Origin of the sequence: Pseudomonas sp. p21 (assembly GCF_001642705.1) — a bacterium.
In the GTDB taxonomy this organism is placed as follows: Bacteria; Pseudomonadota; Gammaproteobacteria; order Pseudomonadales; family Pseudomonadaceae; genus Aquipseudomonas.
The window spans coordinates 300546-316105 of the sequence record NZ_LWBV01000007.1 but is presented as its reverse complement, the minus strand read 5'-3'; the positions used below and the strand labels follow the sequence as shown (position 1 = coordinate 316105).

The window sequence follows — 15560 nt, the reverse complement described above, 5'->3', positions numbered from 1 at the left end:
GATCAACGATTCATCGGCGCGACGAAGCGGCTGTTGGCCACGCTGCGGATGGCGGGGTCGTCGCGTTCGCTGATTTCGAAGCTCAGCGTCTGCGAGCTGCTGGCCGGGCGCTCGGCGAGCATCGCCACCGACACCGGCAGTTCACTCATTTCACCGGCCGGGATCATGAATGATGTCTTGCCCTGCAAGCTGAAACCGTCGGCGTCCAGCAGGCGCAGCTCGTAGTGCTGGGTGCGTTCGGTCTTGTTGATGACTTTGAGCAGGTAGATGTTCTCGATCTGGCCCTGGGCATTCTCGCGGAACAGGCCGCGGTCCTTGATCACGTCCAGCGACACCATCGGACGCAGTTGCAAGGCTATCACCAGCGCCGCGATCATTACCCCCAGCGCGGCGGCGTAGCCCAGCAGGCGCGGGCGTAGCCAATGGGTGGTGCCACCTTGCAGGCTGTGTTCGGACTTGTAGCCGATCAGGCCACGGGCGTAGCCCATCTTGTCCATTACCCCGTCACAGGCATCGATGCACGCCGCACAACCGATGCAGGCCATTTGCAGGCCATCGCGGATATCGATGCCGGTGGGGCACACCTGCACGCACAAGGTGCAGTCGATGCAATCGCCCAGGCCCTGGGCGCGGGCGTCGCTGCCTTTCTTGCGCGGGCCACGGGCTTCGCCGCGACGCGGGTCATAGGCGACCGCCAGGGTGTCCTTGTCGAACATCACGCTCTGGAAGCGCGCATAGGGGCACATGTGCAGGCACACCGCTTCGCGCAGCAGGCCGGCATTGATGTAGGTGGCGGCGGTGAAGAACAGCACCCAGAACAGCGCCACGCCGCCCAGTTGCAAGGTGAACAGTTCTGCGGCCAGTGGGCGGATCGGGGTGAAGTAGCCGACGAAGGTCAGACCGGTGAGCACGCCGATGGCCAGCCACAGGCTGTGCTTCAGTGTTCGACGGGCCAGTTTGTTCAGGCTCCAGGGCGCGGCGGCCAGCTTGATGCGCTGGTTACGGTCACCCTCGGTGACCTTTTCGCACCACATGAACAGCCAGGTCCAGGTGCTCTGCGGGCAGCTATAGCCGCACCACACACGGCCGGCATACACGGTGATGGCAAACAGGCCGAAGGCGCAGATGATCAGCAGCGCCGACAGCAGGATGAAGTCCTGCGGCCAGAAGGTGGCGCCGAAGATGTGGAATTTGCTGTTGCCCAGGTCCCACAGCACGGCCTGGCGGCCGTTCCAGTTCAGCCAGGCGGTGCCGAAGAACAGCACGAACAGAGCGCCGGCGAAGCCAACGCGCAGGTTGCGGTACAGCCCGGTGAAACTACGGGTATGGATGCCATTGTCGGCGCGTCGTGGTTGGGGGCTGGCTGGGGCAGTGGCGATCTCTGTGAAAGGGATTCTATCGTTCATGGCTCGGTGCTCATCAGGCCTCGATCAGGCATGAGCACTATGGCCCTGAGACTGTTATCAGCACAGGCTCAGATTTTGCGATAAAAACCGTATCAGATTTTCGGGTAGGCCCCGCCAGCCCTCAGATTACCGAGCCTGGCGTGCTGGCCTTGAGATGCCTGCGGCTATCCACCGCACCCGCCACGGTCAGGGCATCGGCCTCGGCTTCGGTGATGGGTACACGCTGGCCGGCGAGCACGGCCACGGACATGCGCAGCTGTTCGTCGGTGACGATTTCGATGGACGGGCCATCACCCTCGATGCGCAGGTCTTCGCCGAGCAGGGTGCAGCGGCGAGTGGTTTCGTCGATTTCAATGGGCATGGGGCGGTCCTCCTGGGGGTTACAGGGTGGACCACAGGGCGGGGCGGGTTGCTGCATCCGGAAGCTGAGCGGCACTTTGTCATTTGCTTGGAGGTCAACCCTTGCAGATGGCAGGCCCGGCCTTTTCGCGGGTAAACCCGCTCCCACAGGTACTGCATTGCATTGAAACTTGTGCAAACCCTGTGGGAGCGGGTTTACCCGCGAAGAGGCCGGCCCAGCCAACACAATGCTCAGCATGGGAATAACGCCATGGACCTCATCTGGCAAGCCATCCAGGCCGAATTCGCCGACATCACCGATGAGCGCGAGGTCACGCAAATCCTCGTACGCCTGCTGATGGCAGCCCTGCTCGGCGCTGTGCTGGGCTTCGAGCGCGAGCACAAGGGCAAGGCCGCCGGGGTGCGCACGCATATGCTGGTTTCGCTGGGCGCAGCGTTATTCGTGCTGGCACCGAGCATGGCTGGGGCCGATGAGCAGGCGCTGAGCCGGGTGATCCAGGGCATTGTCGCCGGAGTCGGTTTTCTTGGTGCAGGCACTATTCTCAAGGGGAACGGCCAGGATGCCAGCCATGTGAAGGGCCTGACCACCGCCGCCGGGCTGTGGATGACCGCCGCCATCGGTACGGCAGCCGGCATGGGTCGCGAAGCCACGGCGTTGATCAGCACGGTACTGGCCCTGCTGGTGCTGGGCACGATGCCGTTGCTGGTGGACAAGCTCGAAGGGCAGGATGAGGGAAAGCAGAAGGAGGAAGAGGGCAGGAAGCACTGAGGGGAGCCGAAGCTCCCCTCAAAGCGTTGTTGCCTGCTCTTTTTTTATTATTGGGACCGGCCTTTTGTTGTTTTTGTCAGCCTGTCCTGGTGTTGCGGGCGACCCCCATGCGGGGTCAAGAGCAAACGTATTTTTTTGAGCGCTGACCTGCCTTCATCATTGCTGATCCGAACCTGGCTGCCGCTACCTTGAGGTAGTTTTATTGTTCTGTGCCAGACCGCGGGGCGTGCCCCTGAAAAGCGTGTCGACTCCAAAAAAATCTGCTTGCTACGCCTCTGCCGTGTTGTTCTTGTTATGTCAGAGCCGTTACCTGTTGTTTTTATTGGGTGTCACATTTTTTTTGTTGTTGTACCAGAGATATAGCAGGGTGCGTGCCAACTTTTGCAAATCCTTTAAAAACAAGCACTTGGAGTTTTTCGTCAAAACCGCCTGGCCTGAAATTCTGCCGATTTGTTTCCCTGTTACCCGATTTTTTACTGTGAAACGTGGGGGCGGTAACACTCCACCCACACGTATGTGACACCCGTATGACTTATTGCGCGCTGCGCGCCCGCGCTACCCGCGACCCGTTGTCGCGGCCCAGCACGCTGCTGATGCGGCGGCCGGCGGCGATCAGCCGGTCCAGGTCGATACCGGTTTCAATGCCCAGCCCCTGCAGCAGGTACACCACGTCTTCGCTGGCGATATTGCCGGTAGCCCCTTTGGCGTAAGGGCAGCCGCCCAGCCCGGCCACCGAGCTGTCGAATACGCTGATGCCTTCGAGCAGGCTGGCATACACGTTGGCCAAGGCCTGGCCATAGGTATCGTGGAAGTGCCCGGCCAGTTGTTCGCGCGGCACCTGTGCCGACACCACCTCGAACAGGCGCCGGGTATCGCCGGCGGTACCGGTGCCAATGGTGTCGCCCAGCGATACCTCGTAGCAGCCCATGTCGTGCAGGGCGCGGGCCACCGGGGCGACCTGCTCGGCGCTGACCTTGCCTTCATAGGGGCAGCCGAGCACGCACGACACATAGCCGCGTACACGCACTCCGTGGTTGCGCGCGGCTTCCATGATCGGCTCGAAGCGCTTGAGGCTGTCGCTGATCGAGCAGTTGATGTTGCGTTGCGAGAAGGCTTCGGAGGCGGCCGCGAATACCGCCACTTCCTTCACCCCTGCGGCCAGGGCGTCCTCGAAACCGCGCAGGTTGGGTGCCAGCGCCGCATAGGTAACACCCGGGCGCTGGTGGATGCCGGCGAACACTTCGGCGGAGCCGGCCATCTGCGGCACCCACTTGGGTGAGACGAAACTGCCCACTTCGATATAGGACAGGCCCGCCTCGGTGAGGTCGTCCACCAGGCGCACCTTGTCGGCGACGTTGATGGGCTGGGCTTCGTTCTGCAGGCCGTCGCGGGGGCCTACTTCGACCAGACGGACGTGTTTGGGCAAGGGCATGGCGGGTTTCCTGTGGCGTTCAGCGGTTGTCTTTGTTGTTCAGGGTGGCGGCCAGGGCTTGTTCGCAGCGCTCCTGGGCGGTGTCCAGCTCCAGCTGCATCTGGTGGATGTCGAGCATCTGCTGTTCCAGCTGGGCGCGGCGCTCGGCGATTTTCGCCAGCATGCTGTTGAGCTGCTTGAGGTTGCCGCTGGAGGGGTCGTACAGCTCGATCAGCTCGCGGCATTCGGCCAGTGAAAAGCCGATGCGCTTGCCGCGCAGGATGAGCTTCAGGCTGACCTTGTCACGCGCCGAATAGATGCGCTCCAGGCCGCGGCGCTCGGGGCTCAGCAGGCCCTGTTCCTCATAGAAGCGGATGGCGCGGGTGGTGATGTCCAGCTCGCGGGACAGGTCGGAGATGCTGTAGGTCTGGGTGCTCATGCTGGGGCTCGGCGTGGGGTATGCGGGTATCCTGAGGGCAGGTTGACGTATACGTCAAGCAAGGGGTGGAAATGTGTGTCGTCTGTACTGGCCTCTTCGCGGGCTTGCCCGCTCCCACAGGTATTGCATGAGCCTTGAGAGCTGCACCGATTTCTAGGCTGGCGCGGTCCCTGTGGGAGCGGGCGAGCCCGCGAAGAGGCCGGCACTGGCAACCAGACATCAGTCTGGCTGCACTGCCCGCCGATACCCATTCGGCGTCTGCCCGTTCAGCCGCTTGAACCACCGGGCAAAGTACGTCGGGTCGGTAAACCCCAGGCTATCCGACAACTGCCCGATACTCATCCGCGTATAAATCAGGTTGCGCCGCGCCTCCAGCAGCAACCGCTGGTGCACCACCTGCAGCGCAGTCTGCCCACTCAGCGCCCGGCACAGCTGGTTCAGCTGCAAACTCGGAATATTCAGCCGCGCGGCAAACTCCTCCACCGACAGGTGCTCACGGTAATGCGCCTCGACCAGGCGCAGGTACTGCCCCAGCAACTGGCGGTCACGCTCATCGCGGTTGCGCGGCGCCTGCCCCAGCTGCTGGCGGCGGCTGATCCACACCATCAGCGCCGTCACCAGTGCCTCGAGCAAGGCTGCACGCGCCGGGGCGTTACCCTGGTACTCCTGGTGCAGAGTATCGATCAGGTTGCGCAGGCGCACCCGGTCCTGGCCCAGCGGGTAACACGCGGCTTTTGCCAGCACTGCAAGCGGCGCGCCCAGGCGCTGCTCCAGGTTCGCCACCAGTGCCGTACCGAAGGTCAGCACATGCCCCTGGATATCGGCGCTGAAGCGAAAGCCATGCACGGTCATCGGTGGCACCACCTGGATCGCCGCCTCGCTGATGGCGCTGCGCACCCCTTCGATCTCCACCTCGGCCCGGCCGCGCTGCACGTACAGCAACTGGAACAGCTCGGCATGCTGGTGCGGCTTGATCTCCCAGTGGTGCAGGCGGCTACGCGCCGGGATCGACTCGCAGTGCAGCAGGTCGGTGCCGGGCCAGGCTTGGTTTTCGCCATACAGCTTGAACAAAGGGACGCCGGGGAGAGTGGATTTCATGCGGGTTGACCTGTCCGTTAATCGAACGTTTTTTGTAAAAGTGCAGGTTATGCATGGAATAGCACACTTCAATGGCTGTTTTTGCCAGTAAAAATGCAAGGGCAAACCCTAACAGCAGATGTCGCCCCACTGCCAGTCCAGGGGCGGCATCGTCCGCACAGAGACAAAAACAATGAAAACTCAGGTCGCAATTATTGGTGCAGGTCCGTCTGGCCTGCTGCTGGGCCAACTGCTGCACAAGGCCGGTATCGATACGGTCATCGTCGAGCGGCAGACGCCCGAGTACGTGCTCGGGCGCATCCGTGCCGGGGTGCTGGAGCAAGGCACCGTCGACCTGCTGCGTGAAGCCGGTGTGGCCGAGCGCATGGACCGTGAAGGCCTGGTCCACGAAGGTGTCGAGCTGCTGGTTGGCGGGCGCCGCCAACGCCTGGACCTCAAGGCTCTGACCGGCGGCAAGACGGTGATGGTATACGGCCAGACCGAAGTCACCCGTGACCTGATGCAGGCACGTGAAGCCAGCGGCGCGCCGATCATCTATTCGGCCAGCAATGTCCAGCCGCACGAGCTCAAGGGCGAACGGCCTTACCTGACTTATGAAAAAGACGGCCAGGTGCACCGGGTGGACTGCGACTACATCGCCGGCTGTGACGGCTTCCACGGTGTTTCGCGGCAGAGCATTCCCGAAGGTATCCTCAAGCAGTATGAGCGGGTCTACCCGTTTGGCTGGCTGGGCATGCTGTCAGATACGCCACCGGTCAACCACGAACTGATCTACGCACACCACGAGCGCGGCTTCGTGCTGTGCAGCCAGCGTTCGCACACCCGTAGCCGCTACTACTTGCAGGTACCGCTGGAAGAGCAGGTGGAGGCGTGGTCCGACGAGCGCTTCTGGCAGGAGCTGAAGGCACGCTTGCCGGAAGACGTGGCTGCGCGTCTGGTCACCGGCCCGGCTTTGGAAAAGAGCATCGCGCCGCTGCGCAGCCTGGTGGTCGAGCCGATGCAGTATGGCCACCTGTTCCTGGTCGGTGACGCCGCGCACATCGTCCCGCCGACCGGCGCCAAGGGCCTGAACCTGGCGGCATCGGACGTCAATTACCTGTACCGCATCCTGGTCAAGGTGTTCCGCGAAGGGCGCACCGACCTGCTGCAGCAGTATTCGCCGCTGGCCCTGCGCCGGGTGTGGAAAGGCGAGCGCTTCAGCTGGTTCATGACCCAGCTGCTGCATGATTTCGGCAGCCACAAGGACGCCTGGGACCAGAAGATGCAGGAGGCCGACCGCGAGTACTTCCTGACCTCGCCGGCGGGGCTGGTGAACATTGCCGAGAATTACGTAGGGCTGCCGTTCGAAGAAGTTGCCTGACCTGCACGTGAAAGCCTGGCCAACGCGCAATACCTGCAGGAGCGGCCTTGTGTCGCGAAAGGGGGGCGAAGCGCCCCCAGGATCTTCGCATTCCTGCCAAATTGCTGGGGCCGCTTTGCGGCCCTTTCGCGACGCGGTACAGCGCAGGCATCCTGGAAAAACACGCCAGGGCTTGAAGTCAAGTTTGCGCATGACCGACAGTGCCTAGCTGTATAGGTAATGGCAGGAAGCACAACGATGACATTCTCCACACCCCTGATGGGCGCCTTGTGCCTGGTAGCTGCCAGTGGCTGGGCCTGTGCCGACCAGGTGCTGCCCGCGCCACCGGAACTGGCCTCCGGCTACCGCAGTGGCCTGCAGCCGGTGCATGCCAGCCGGCACATGGCAGCCGCCGCCAACCCGCTGGCCAGCGAAGCGGGGCGGGCGATGCTGCGTGCCGGTGGCAGCGCCATCGACGCGGCCATCGCCATGCAGATGGTGCTGACTCTGGTCGAACCGCAATCCAGCGGCATTGGCGGCGGGGCGTTCATCCTCTACTGGGATGGCCAGCGCGTGCAGGCGTTCGACGGCCGCGAGGCAGCCCCGGCGGCTGTGACGGAAAACCTGTTCCTGCAAGCCGATGGTTCACCGATGCCGTTCAGGGCGGCGCAGATTGGCGGGCGTTCGGTGGGCGTACCGGGCGTTCTACGTGCCCTGAAGCTGGCCCATGAGCAGCACGGCAAGCTGCCCTGGCGCGACTTGTTCGCCCCGGCCATTGCGCTGGCACGTAACGGTTTTCCGGTTTCCGAACGCCTTCACACCCTGGTGGCGGGCGACCCGTTCATTGCCAGTTCACCGGCCATGGCCCGCTACTTTCTGGATGAACAGGGCAAACCGCTGGCGGTGGGGGCTACCTTGCGCAACCCTGAGCTTGCGCAAACCTTAGAGCAGATTGCCGCGCAGGGTCCCGAGGTGTTCTACAGCGGCGAGATCGCCGCAGCCATCGTCGCCAAGGTGCGCAGCCATGCCAATGCCGGCTATCTGTCGTTGCAGGATATGCAGCAGTACCAGGCCAAGGCGCGCGAGCCGCTGTGCGGCCCTTACAAGGCCTGGCGCATCTGTGGCATGCCGCCGCCGTCGTCGGGCGGGGTGGCGGTGCTGCAGACCCTGGGCATCCTGGAAGCACTGCAGCAGGCTTCGCCACAACGCGACCTTGCCGTCATGCGACCGCTGCGCACTTCGTCCGTGGCCGGGCTGGAGGCCCCGCCGCTGGCCGTGCACCTGGTTGCCGAGGCCGAGCGCCTGGCCTATGCCGACCGCGCTCAGTACCTGGCCGACAGCGATTACGTGCCGGTTCCGCTCAAGGCCCTGACCGACTCTGCGTACCTGGCCAGCCGTGCCGCGCAGATTGGCGAGTACAGCATGAAGCGCGCCCGCCCGGGCCAGCCGCAGGGCGCCGACCTGGCCCTGGCGCCTGACCGCTCGCCACTGCGCATTTCCACCTCGCACCTCAGCGCGGTGGATGACCGCGGCCAGGCCCTGGCCATGACCACCTCGGTGGAAGCAGCGTTCGGCTCGCACCTGATGGTCAAGGGCTTTTTGCTCAACAACCACCTGACCGACTTCTCGTTCATCCCTCAGGAGCAGGGCAAGCCCGTGGCCAACCGGTTGCAACCGGGCAAGCGGCCGCTGTCGGCCATGGCACCGACCCTGGTGTTCTCGCGAGCTTCCGGCGAGCTGGTGGCCAGCCTTGGCTCGCCCGGCGGCTCGCAGATCATCGGCTACGTGAACAAGGCACTGATCGGCCTGCTGGACTGGCAGCTTGACCCGCAGCAGGCCGCCGGCCTGCCCAACTTCGGCAGCCGCAATGCCGGCACCGAAGTAGAGGCGGGGTTGACCAGCCCGACGCTGATCCGGCAGTTGGCGGCCTGGGGGCATGAGGTGACGCCGATGACCATGACCAGTGGCATGCAGATCATCCAGCGCAGTGGCGAGGGCTGGTCGGGCGGTGCCGATCCTCGGCGCGAAGGTGTGGCACTCGGCGACTAGCCGGCGCATTGCGGTGCAGCAGGTGGCGTGATAGAAGTCAGTCTTGTCATTCAGAAGTCGAATACCAAGATGTCCATCAGCGTGAAATCGAATAGGGCCCTGTTCGACCTCGACTTGCTGCGCGCCATTGTCGTGGTGGCCGACTGCGGCAGCTTCACCACGGCTGCGGCCCGCCTGCACTCCACTCAATCGACCATCAGCCAGAAGGTGCGCCGCCTTGAGGATATGGTTGGCCACCGCCTGCTGGTGCGTGGCAATCGCGATGTGCTGCCGACCGACGCCGGGCAGACCCTGCTCGGCTATGCCCGGCACATGCTGGCGCTCAACGACCAGATGCTCGAAGCCTTGGCCGGGGCGATGGTTGGCGTGACCGTGCGCCTTGGCGTGCCCGAGGACTTCGTGGGCGGGCGTACCACCAATGCGCTGTCGGCGTTCAGTCGGCTGCACCCGCAAGTGAAGCTGGAAGTAACCAGCGGCCTGTGCCGCGACCTCAGCCAGGCCTACGACAACGGTGAGCTCGACCTGGTGTTGCTCAAGCAGCGGCGCAACAGCCGCGAAGGTGTGGCCTGCTGGCCCGAGCGCCTGCAGTGGATCGACAGTGCGCGCACGCCCGCCTTCGAGCTGGACCCGATCCCGCTGGTGACCTTCCCGCCTCGCGGCCTGTACCGCGACGACATGATAACGGCCATCGAAGGTATCGGCCGGCGCTGGCGTATCAGCTTCACCAGTTCCAGCCTCAGCGGTATCCAGGCTGCAGTCGCCGATGGCATGGGCGTCAGCCTGCTGCCGCCACGGGCGGCCACTGGCGAGCACCGGGTACTGGGGGCCGAACAGGGGCTGCCGGAGGTAGACAGCTATGAAATCGTCATCGTCCACCGGCCGACGGCGGATGTGATGGTCAAGGCGCTGGCCGAGGTGATGACGCAATTGCTTGCAGGCGGCGGGATCTGACATGGTTGGGGCCGCTTGGCGGCCCATCGCAGATCGGCGTGTGCAGGGTCAGGCAACGCGTCGGATGCGGCTTTTGGCAGCGCGGCCGCGGGTATGGCTGAACAGGTCCTTCGGATCGTCTTCCACCCATGGCACCAGGTCGATCTTGCTACCCATGCCGCGTTTTTCGGCTTGCTGTAGTACGTACCGTAGTACGGTGTAGTCTTCCAGGGCGAAGCCCACCGAGTCGAACACGGTGACCTGGTTGTCGCCCTGGCGGCCCTCGGCTTCACCACGCAGCACGCGCCACAGGTCGACCACCGGGAAGTCCGCCGGCAACTGCTGGATGTCACCTTCGATGCGGGTTTGCGGCTCGTACTCGACGAACACCCGGGCGTTGCGCAGCACATCGGCATGCAGCTCGGTCTTGCCCGGGCAGTCGCCACCCACGGCATTCAGGTGCATGCCGGGTTCGAGCATGTCGGGGGTGATGATGGTGGCGTAGGCCTTGTCGGCGGTCACCGTGGTGATGATGTCCACGCCTTTCACCGCTTCTGCCACCGAGCTGGCGCGGCGGATGGTGAGGCCGCTGTACTCCTTGAGGTTGGCGATCAGCTTGGCGGTGGCCAGCGGGTCGGTGTCGTAGGCGACGATTTCTTCGATGCCCAGGTGCTTGTGGAAGGCCAGTGCCTGGAATTCGCTTTGCGCGCCGTTGCCGATCAGCGCCATCCTGCGTGAGTTTGGCCGGGCCAGCGCCTGGGCTGCCATCAGCGAGGTGGCTGCAGTGCGCAGCGCGGTGGCGATGGTCAGTTCCGACAGCAACACCGGGTAGCCGGTGTCGACATCGGCCAGCACGCCGAAGGCCATCACCGTATGCAGGTCGCGGGCGGTGTTGGCCGGGTGGCCGTTGACGTATTTGAAGGCGTAGCGGCAGTTGTCGGCGACCGGCATCAGTTCGATCACGCCGACTTCCGAATGGCTGGCAACACGTGCGGATTTATCAAACTCCTGCCAGCGTTTGTAATCTTCACGAATGGCTGCGGCCAGTTCGCCAATGAAGGGTGCTACGCCAATGTCATGTACCAGGTCCGACATGGTTGGAACATCAATGAAATACGTCATGCTCTTGCACCTTGTTATTGCGCTCTCACCCCGCTGACCTGGAGGACGAACGCCTGAGATTGTTGGAGTGACGTGAGCATTTTGATGACAGGCTGCGTCAAGATGAAGAGAGCAGGTTGCCAGTTTCATCAGCTTTCTAGACAATTTGTCACCCAAGCATGGCAATCTGATTATCTGGCAGGCATCCATGGATACTATCGATCGGGAATTGATTGCGCTGTTGCGCGACAACGCACGCATCCCCGTGCTGACCCTGGCGAAGAAGCTCAAGGTGGCCAGGGCAACCGTGCAAAACCGCATCACCCGGCTCGAAGAGCAGGGCGTGATCATCGGCTACACGGTACGCCTGCGCGCCGATGCGCTGGAGCAGGGCGTGCGGGCAATCACCAGCATCGGCATCAGCGGCCACCACGCCGCAGAGGTCAAGCACGCGCTGCGCGGGCATCCCAACGTGGTGGCCATCCATAGCACCAATGGCCGCTGGGACCTGATGGCAGAGCTGCGTGCAGACACCCTGGAGGCCTTCGATCGGGCGTTGAACACCATCCGCTCGATACCGCACATCGAAAACACCGAGACCAGTATCCTGCTCTCGACCTACAAGATGTGACCGCTGGGGCAAGCCTTCTGGCAGGTGCATTGCGCAAACTTTCACTTGCGGTGGACCGCGGGCCGGCGCAGGCATTTCAATACCCTCTAGGGCTGGCGCTCGGCCACCGCCCGCAAGGTACGCAACGTCACCACTGGCGCATCCACCACAAACCGGTTGGCCAGCCACCCCGGCACATCTCCGGCAGGGTCGGCCTGCAGTTGGTAGGTCACTTCGGTCTTGCGCTCCCCCAGTGGTTTCATCCGCCACTCGCCGCTGAGGTGCTGTACCCGGATTAGCCCCTTTATCTTGGGGATCCTGCCGGGCTCGGCGCTCAGGTGGCGCAGCAGCGTGCCGTCGTCCAGGCGTTCGGTCGTGACCTTCAGCACGATGTCCCGCGGCATCGTCGGCCACGGCAGGTTGGTGGTCAGGTACACCCAGGTGTTTTCGCCTTGCACATCCAGCAAGCGCATCTCGGCGCAGGCGTACAGCCACTTGCAGGCCACCCGCAGGTTTTCCTGCAGGTCGGTGAGCGTACGAATGCTGGCTTTCATGGTGCTGACACCACGGAATTGCTGGTAGGGCGAGTCGGGGGCGGCGCTCAGGTAAACGCGGATGCCTTCGCGGTCGTAGGCCAGGTTCCAGTCATCGGCGGCTGGGGCGGGGGTGCAGAGCAGCAGGGTGGCGAGCAGCAGGCAGCGGTTCATGGCTGGTACCGCGCGGGGGGGGGTGTTTCAGTATGCGCGACGGAAGGACGATGTGCCACGGGGCGATAGGGCTGTGTCATGTCGCGGGTGGGCGATCGCCTGGCTGAACATAATTGTGTAGTGCGTCGCGGGTGTTGGAGAACAGCCTGACCAGCTCTCAACTTTGGGGCGGGAGGGGCGGCAACAGACATACTGCTGGGGTGCCTGTTGTTCGCCTGATCTACTTGGTCTGGCAGACTCAGCGGTGGACGCTGCCGTGTGATGCGCTGGCGATCAAGCTGGCGCCGCACGCGGTTTTCATGCCATCCAGCGCGACAGGAATTCCGTTGACGCGGTAGGTGTCACTGCCCTCGATGATTGGGAATTCTCCTTTGCATAGAGGACAGAAAACCATGTTGCCTTTACCGGCCATAGGGTTGCTGTTGAGATTGGTATGCGGAATGATTACGGTTCCGCCGTGATCAGTGGTATTTCCAAGTCGTATTATATTCTCATGATGGTTTTTCGTATCTTCTACTGTGTTAAGTTTTACGAGTCTATGAATTCATAGCTCAATGTATTTGAATTGGAGGCGGAAAAGCTTACATGAAGGATAGCTTCGCTAGGTTCGTTATTTTCTAGGATGAAACATTCCACTGCGATATCTCCATCACCGGTGTCGTACACGGTTATTAATGGTGCTTTGTTAGCTTGAGTGTCCTGGTTGCCTAATGGTGGTGCGGACAGTGTTGCTCCTGCATGGAAATAGATTGGTAGGAGGTCGTTAATCTCTAAAATGACTGCATGCGGTAGGCTGAACTTAGTGGACAAAGTTTTTGTGTCAAACTCGGAGATGGCCTTAATGAATTCGCTCAATAAAGCGTGCTTATTGGTGTCTAGACTTGCTGGCATTTTCATTTTCTCCTAGATCTTAGGGTTAGCGTGGGTGTACCTGTGTGGGCGCCAAAATGTGATAATTGACCGCGGGCGGGCGCTTAGCCCTGCTGCTCTCAGTGCGCTGAAGGCTACTACGGTCTCACTTAGTGTGGGAGATGGAGCCTAGCATCTGTTCTCCATGAGTGGTTGTGTCGTTTAGGCGAACTATAGTTTTCATATTTGCTTGCCTTCCTTTAAGTTGATGAGCTGTGGTGTGCTAATTTTGATGTATTAACTTCAGCAGGAAGAATTAAGGTAATCTAATGTGTATTTATTGGTGTCTAAAGTTAAGTCAAAATTTCCCGAAATTTCTTCTTCGCCGCGTTCGCTGAAAATTCTGCATGAAATTCTCCATGTGTGAGTTTCTTCTTCAAGGTTGGGCATAAAAAATAATTCGTCATTGATTTTTTTGTTGGTAATTTCTTCTAGTGGGGCGGGGGTAAGTGTTTGGTATGGTTGGTCAAAGTAGTCATCTAGGTATTTCCTTGTTTCTATCATGATTTTCATAGTTACATTGAGCTCTTCGGAGAGTTTATCTGAGTCGTTTTTGCAGAGCGGTTCTAGAAATCGAGTAATCAACTTGTGAGCAGCAAGTAGTGGTTCTTGATTCTGTTTTTTCATTATTTGTACCCTTTTCGTTTTGAAGGGACTGAGGTTGAGGTTGCCGATCCCGCGCCTAAACCAGACAAATACCCTCTCGCCTTTAGGACTGCGCATTTGGACGCAGGGGCACTAAGGCCTGCAGCCCTGGGTGCATTGAATGCTAGGTCCGGAGCGGCGACAGCAGGCACACTCCTGGAATGTCCCTTGTTCGCCTGCTCCACTTAGCCTGGCTGACTCAGCGATGGACGCTACCGTGTGATGCGCTGGCCGGTCTTCATTCCGTCAAGCGCGACAGGAGTGCTATTGACGCGGTAGGAGTCGCTGCCCTCGATGATTGGCAACTCGCCTTCGCATTGAGGAAAAAAACCATGTTACGTTTGCCGGCCATCGGTTTGCCGTTAAGGCCTGTACTGTCTATGGAGCCAATCACGATACCTCTATGGTCGGTTTTGTCGTAAAGTCGAACTATTTTCTTCATTGTGGTTGAGGTCTATGTATTGTTGGCGTGTTGTTTGATTCGGTCCTTTGTTTAGAGTGAGTTAATTAGTGTGTCTATCTTTTCGGCTGCGCGTGCATTTTTTTGTCAAGTTCATGATGCGCCTCGGTGTTAATGAAATTCTTGATGTGTGAAAATTTCTTCGGGCCGAGATGGGTGTTCCATTTGCGGAGAAAATCTAGCGGAGCTAAATTGCTCTTCAATTTTGTGAAGGTAAGGTATGGGGCTTCGTCTATGCCGTCCATTAGTGACATTATATACTTATCCCAATCGGACTGGCTTTCTAACCAAACATCTCGCCATTCACATGCGGAATGTTTTACGTCCAATCCGAGTGGTTCGATTTCAGGAATTAGCTCCAAAAGCTCTGGTGTGATCGGTGTGTTGAATTCGTCGATCACAAGCCAGTAGAGTCGGCTTGCTATTGAGTTGATGGCATATGAGGCGGTGTTTGTCTCGTCGGAATTACTCTTAAGGACTTTGTGAAGGTTATCTATCTTTTCTAGCGTTTGCTTGGGGATGTTGCTTTTTTGGGCGAGTTCAAAAAAATCTTTTTCAGTTTTCTTTATACGGTGGCAGGAAAAGTCCGCGCACATGTAATAATTGTCGCCACCGTTAATGATTGTTTTGACGATTTTTCGCGCTATTTCTCTGATTTTTAGAGATTCGTGCTTTGTCGTTGTGTCAAGTATTTCGCTACAAAAGCCATCAGTGCTCAGTATTAAAATGAGGTCATCAAAAGTCGCATTCATTGTTGCCGCCTTTCGGGACTGGATGGGATTTCGAGAGTGCCTGTTGTTATATCGGTTGCTGCTTTTTTTTGACCCTCCCAAGATCCGCTAGTCATCAGGGTTATAGGTTACTTCTTCTCACCGCCGTTGGCGTTGGCGTCGTTGATGGCGATAGGCAGGTTGTCGCTGTTGTAGGTATCAGCTCTCAATTTTAGGTCGGGAGCGGCGGCAACAGACATACTGCTGGGATGTCTCTTGTTCGCCAGCTCCACTTGGCCTGGCTGACTCAGCGATGCACGCTGCCGCGTGATGCGCTGGCGATCAAGCTGGCGCCGCACGCGGTCTTCATGCCATCCAGCGCGACAGGAACTCCGTTGACGCGGTAGGTATCACTGCCCTCGATGATTGGAAATTCTCCTTTGCATAGGGGGCAAAACACTAAGTTACCCTTACCTGCCATGGGTTTGCCGTTGAGGTTGGTGTGAGGGATGAACTCGAGCACCCGCCCACCGTGATTGGTTGTGTCGCCTAAACGAACTACGTTACTCATTTTCGATTTCTCCTCCGGGCAATGCTTTATATGATATGTTTGATGT

16 protein-coding genes are annotated in these 15560 nt (G+C 60.2%); 5 read left to right on the top strand and 11 right to left on the bottom strand.

Translation table 11 applies throughout. From position 1 onward, the window contains the following. Nucleotides 1-2 precede the first annotated feature (2 nt). On the bottom strand, nucleotides 3-1406 hold the full coding sequence (ccoG, locus tag A4C63_RS20595) for a cytochrome c oxidase accessory protein CcoG (RefSeq protein ID WP_063914330.1): 1404 nt from the start codon (nucleotides 1404-1406) through the stop codon (nucleotides 3-5). A 121-nt stretch (nucleotides 1407-1527) separates the two neighbouring features. Next, the gene (locus tag A4C63_RS20590) at nucleotides 1528-1767 is read right to left on the bottom strand and encodes a DUF3203 family protein (RefSeq protein ID WP_063914329.1); all 240 of its coding nucleotides are present in this window, start codon (nucleotides 1765-1767) and stop codon (nucleotides 1528-1530) included. Nucleotides 1768-2016: 249 nt separating this feature from the next. Between A4C63_RS20590 and A4C63_RS20585 the strand changes: the two genes are divergently transcribed. Then, nucleotides 2017-2535 carry an MgtC/SapB family protein gene (locus tag A4C63_RS20585; RefSeq protein WP_063914328.1) on the top strand — a complete coding sequence of 173 codons (519 nt, stop codon included), beginning with the start codon at nucleotides 2017-2019 and terminating at the stop codon, nucleotides 2533-2535. Between the two features lie 532 nt (nucleotides 2536-3067). On the opposite strand, the gene A4C63_RS20580 is transcribed toward A4C63_RS20585, so the two are convergent. The 3 genes from A4C63_RS20580 to A4C63_RS20570 form a co-directional block, all read right to left on the bottom strand. After that, a complete protein-coding gene (locus tag A4C63_RS20580; protein ID WP_063914327.1) occupies nucleotides 3068-3967 on the bottom strand; it encodes a hydroxymethylglutaryl-CoA lyase in 900 nt (299 codons plus the stop codon). Nucleotides 3968-3986: 19 nt separating this feature from the next. Further along, complete coding sequence (locus A4C63_RS20575; RefSeq protein ID WP_013972930.1) at nucleotides 3987-4385, bottom strand: MerR family DNA-binding transcriptional regulator; 399 nt, start codon at nucleotides 4383-4385, stop codon at nucleotides 3987-3989. A 219-nt stretch (nucleotides 4386-4604) separates the two neighbouring features. Further along, nucleotides 4605-5483, bottom strand: a complete 879-nt coding sequence (locus A4C63_RS20570; protein ID WP_063914326.1) for a helix-turn-helix domain-containing protein — start codon at nucleotides 5481-5483, stop codon at nucleotides 4605-4607. A 172-nt stretch (nucleotides 5484-5655) separates the two neighbouring features. Between A4C63_RS20570 and pobA the strand changes: the two genes are divergently transcribed. From pobA to A4C63_RS20555, 3 genes are all read left to right on the top strand, one after another. After that, the gene (gene pobA / locus A4C63_RS20565) at nucleotides 5656-6843 is read left to right on the top strand and encodes a 4-hydroxybenzoate 3-monooxygenase (protein ID WP_063914325.1); all 1188 of its coding nucleotides are present in this window, start codon (nucleotides 5656-5658) and stop codon (nucleotides 6841-6843) included. Nucleotides 6844-7080: 237 nt separating this feature from the next. Further along, a complete protein-coding gene (gene ggt, locus A4C63_RS20560; protein ID WP_063914324.1) occupies nucleotides 7081-8871 on the top strand; it encodes a gamma-glutamyltransferase in 1791 nt (596 codons plus the stop codon). A 69-nt stretch (nucleotides 8872-8940) separates the two neighbouring features. Then, nucleotides 8941-9822, top strand: a complete 882-nt coding sequence (locus A4C63_RS20555; RefSeq protein ID WP_063914323.1) for a LysR substrate-binding domain-containing protein — start codon at nucleotides 8941-8943, stop codon at nucleotides 9820-9822. Between the two features lie 48 nt (nucleotides 9823-9870). Here the strand turns inward: A4C63_RS20555 and A4C63_RS20550 are convergent, their stop codons facing one another. Then, nucleotides 9871-10923, bottom strand: coding sequence for an ornithine cyclodeaminase (locus A4C63_RS20550; protein ID WP_063914322.1), 1053 nt, complete (start codon nucleotides 10921-10923; stop codon nucleotides 9871-9873). Between the two features lie 187 nt (nucleotides 10924-11110). On the opposite strand from A4C63_RS20550, the gene A4C63_RS20545 reads away from it, so the two are divergent. Next, nucleotides 11111-11533, top strand: a complete 423-nt coding sequence (locus tag A4C63_RS20545; protein WP_063914321.1) for an Lrp/AsnC family transcriptional regulator — start codon at nucleotides 11111-11113, stop codon at nucleotides 11531-11533. Between the two features lie 86 nt (nucleotides 11534-11619). Here the strand turns inward: A4C63_RS20545 and A4C63_RS20540 are convergent, their stop codons facing one another. The 5 genes from A4C63_RS20540 to A4C63_RS25970 all read right to left on the bottom strand — a co-directional run bounded on the left by A4C63_RS20540 (nucleotide 11620) and on the right by A4C63_RS25970 (nucleotide 15514). Further along, nucleotides 11620-12219: an START domain-containing protein gene (locus A4C63_RS20540; protein WP_063914320.1), complete on the bottom strand. Its 600-nt coding sequence runs from the start codon at nucleotides 12217-12219 to the stop codon at nucleotides 11620-11622. Nucleotides 12220-12457: 238 nt separating this feature from the next. Then, nucleotides 12458-12763, bottom strand: coding sequence for a PAAR domain-containing protein (locus tag A4C63_RS25980; protein ID WP_256202960.1), 306 nt, complete (start codon nucleotides 12761-12763; stop codon nucleotides 12458-12460). Between the two features lie 608 nt (nucleotides 12764-13371). After that, entirely contained in the window at nucleotides 13372-13755 is a 384-nt protein-coding gene (locus A4C63_RS26390) for a hypothetical protein (protein WP_156510900.1), read from the bottom strand. A gap of 534 nt (nucleotides 13756-14289) precedes the next feature. Further along, nucleotides 14290-14985, bottom strand: a complete 696-nt coding sequence (locus A4C63_RS20535; RefSeq protein WP_063914319.1) for a hypothetical protein — start codon at nucleotides 14983-14985, stop codon at nucleotides 14290-14292. A gap of 265 nt (nucleotides 14986-15250) precedes the next feature. Continuing rightward, a complete protein-coding gene (locus A4C63_RS25970; RefSeq protein WP_082888382.1) occupies nucleotides 15251-15514 on the bottom strand; it encodes a PAAR domain-containing protein in 264 nt (87 codons plus the stop codon). Between the last annotated feature and the right edge of the window lie 46 nt (nucleotides 15515-15560).

Coding starts and splice junctions, on each gene's coding strand:
- A4C63_RS20590 (WP_063914329.1), bottom strand. CDS start 1,767: ATGCCCATTGAAATCGACGAAACCACTCGCCGCTGCACCCTGCTCGGC.
- A4C63_RS20545 (WP_063914321.1), top strand. CDS start 11,111: ATGGATACTATCGATCGGGAATTGATTGCGCTGTTGCGCGACAACGCA.
- A4C63_RS20585 (WP_063914328.1), top strand. CDS start 2,017: ATGGACCTCATCTGGCAAGCCATCCAGGCCGAATTCGCCGACATCACC.
- A4C63_RS20540 (WP_063914320.1), bottom strand. CDS start 12,219: ATGAACCGCTGCCTGCTGCTCGCCACCCTGCTGCTCTGCACCCCCGCC.
- A4C63_RS20555 (WP_063914323.1), top strand. CDS start 8,941: ATGTCCATCAGCGTGAAATCGAATAGGGCCCTGTTCGACCTCGACTTG.
- ggt (WP_063914324.1), top strand. CDS start 7,081: ATGACATTCTCCACACCCCTGATGGGCGCCTTGTGCCTGGTAGCTGCC.
- A4C63_RS20535 (WP_063914319.1), bottom strand. CDS start 14,985: ATGAATGCGACTTTTGATGACCTCATTTTAATACTGAGCACTGATGGC.
- pobA (WP_063914325.1), top strand. CDS start 5,656: ATGAAAACTCAGGTCGCAATTATTGGTGCAGGTCCGTCTGGCCTGCTG.
- ccoG (WP_063914330.1), bottom strand. CDS start 1,406: ATGAACGATAGAATCCCTTTCACAGAGATCGCCACTGCCCCAGCCAGC.
- A4C63_RS25970 (WP_082888382.1), bottom strand. CDS start 15,514: ATGAGTAACGTAGTTCGTTTAGGCGACACAACCAATCACGGTGGGCGG.
- A4C63_RS20575 (WP_013972930.1), bottom strand. CDS start 4,385: ATGAGCACCCAGACCTACAGCATCTCCGACCTGTCCCGCGAGCTGGAC.
- A4C63_RS20570 (WP_063914326.1), bottom strand. CDS start 5,483: ATGAAATCCACTCTCCCCGGCGTCCCTTTGTTCAAGCTGTATGGCGAA.
- A4C63_RS26390 (WP_156510900.1), bottom strand. CDS start 13,755: ATGAAAAAACAGAATCAAGAACCACTACTTGCTGCTCACAAGTTGATT.
- A4C63_RS20580 (WP_063914327.1), bottom strand. CDS start 3,967: ATGCCCTTGCCCAAACACGTCCGTCTGGTCGAAGTAGGCCCCCGCGAC.
- A4C63_RS20550 (WP_063914322.1), bottom strand. CDS start 10,923: ATGACGTATTTCATTGATGTTCCAACCATGTCGGACCTGGTACATGAC.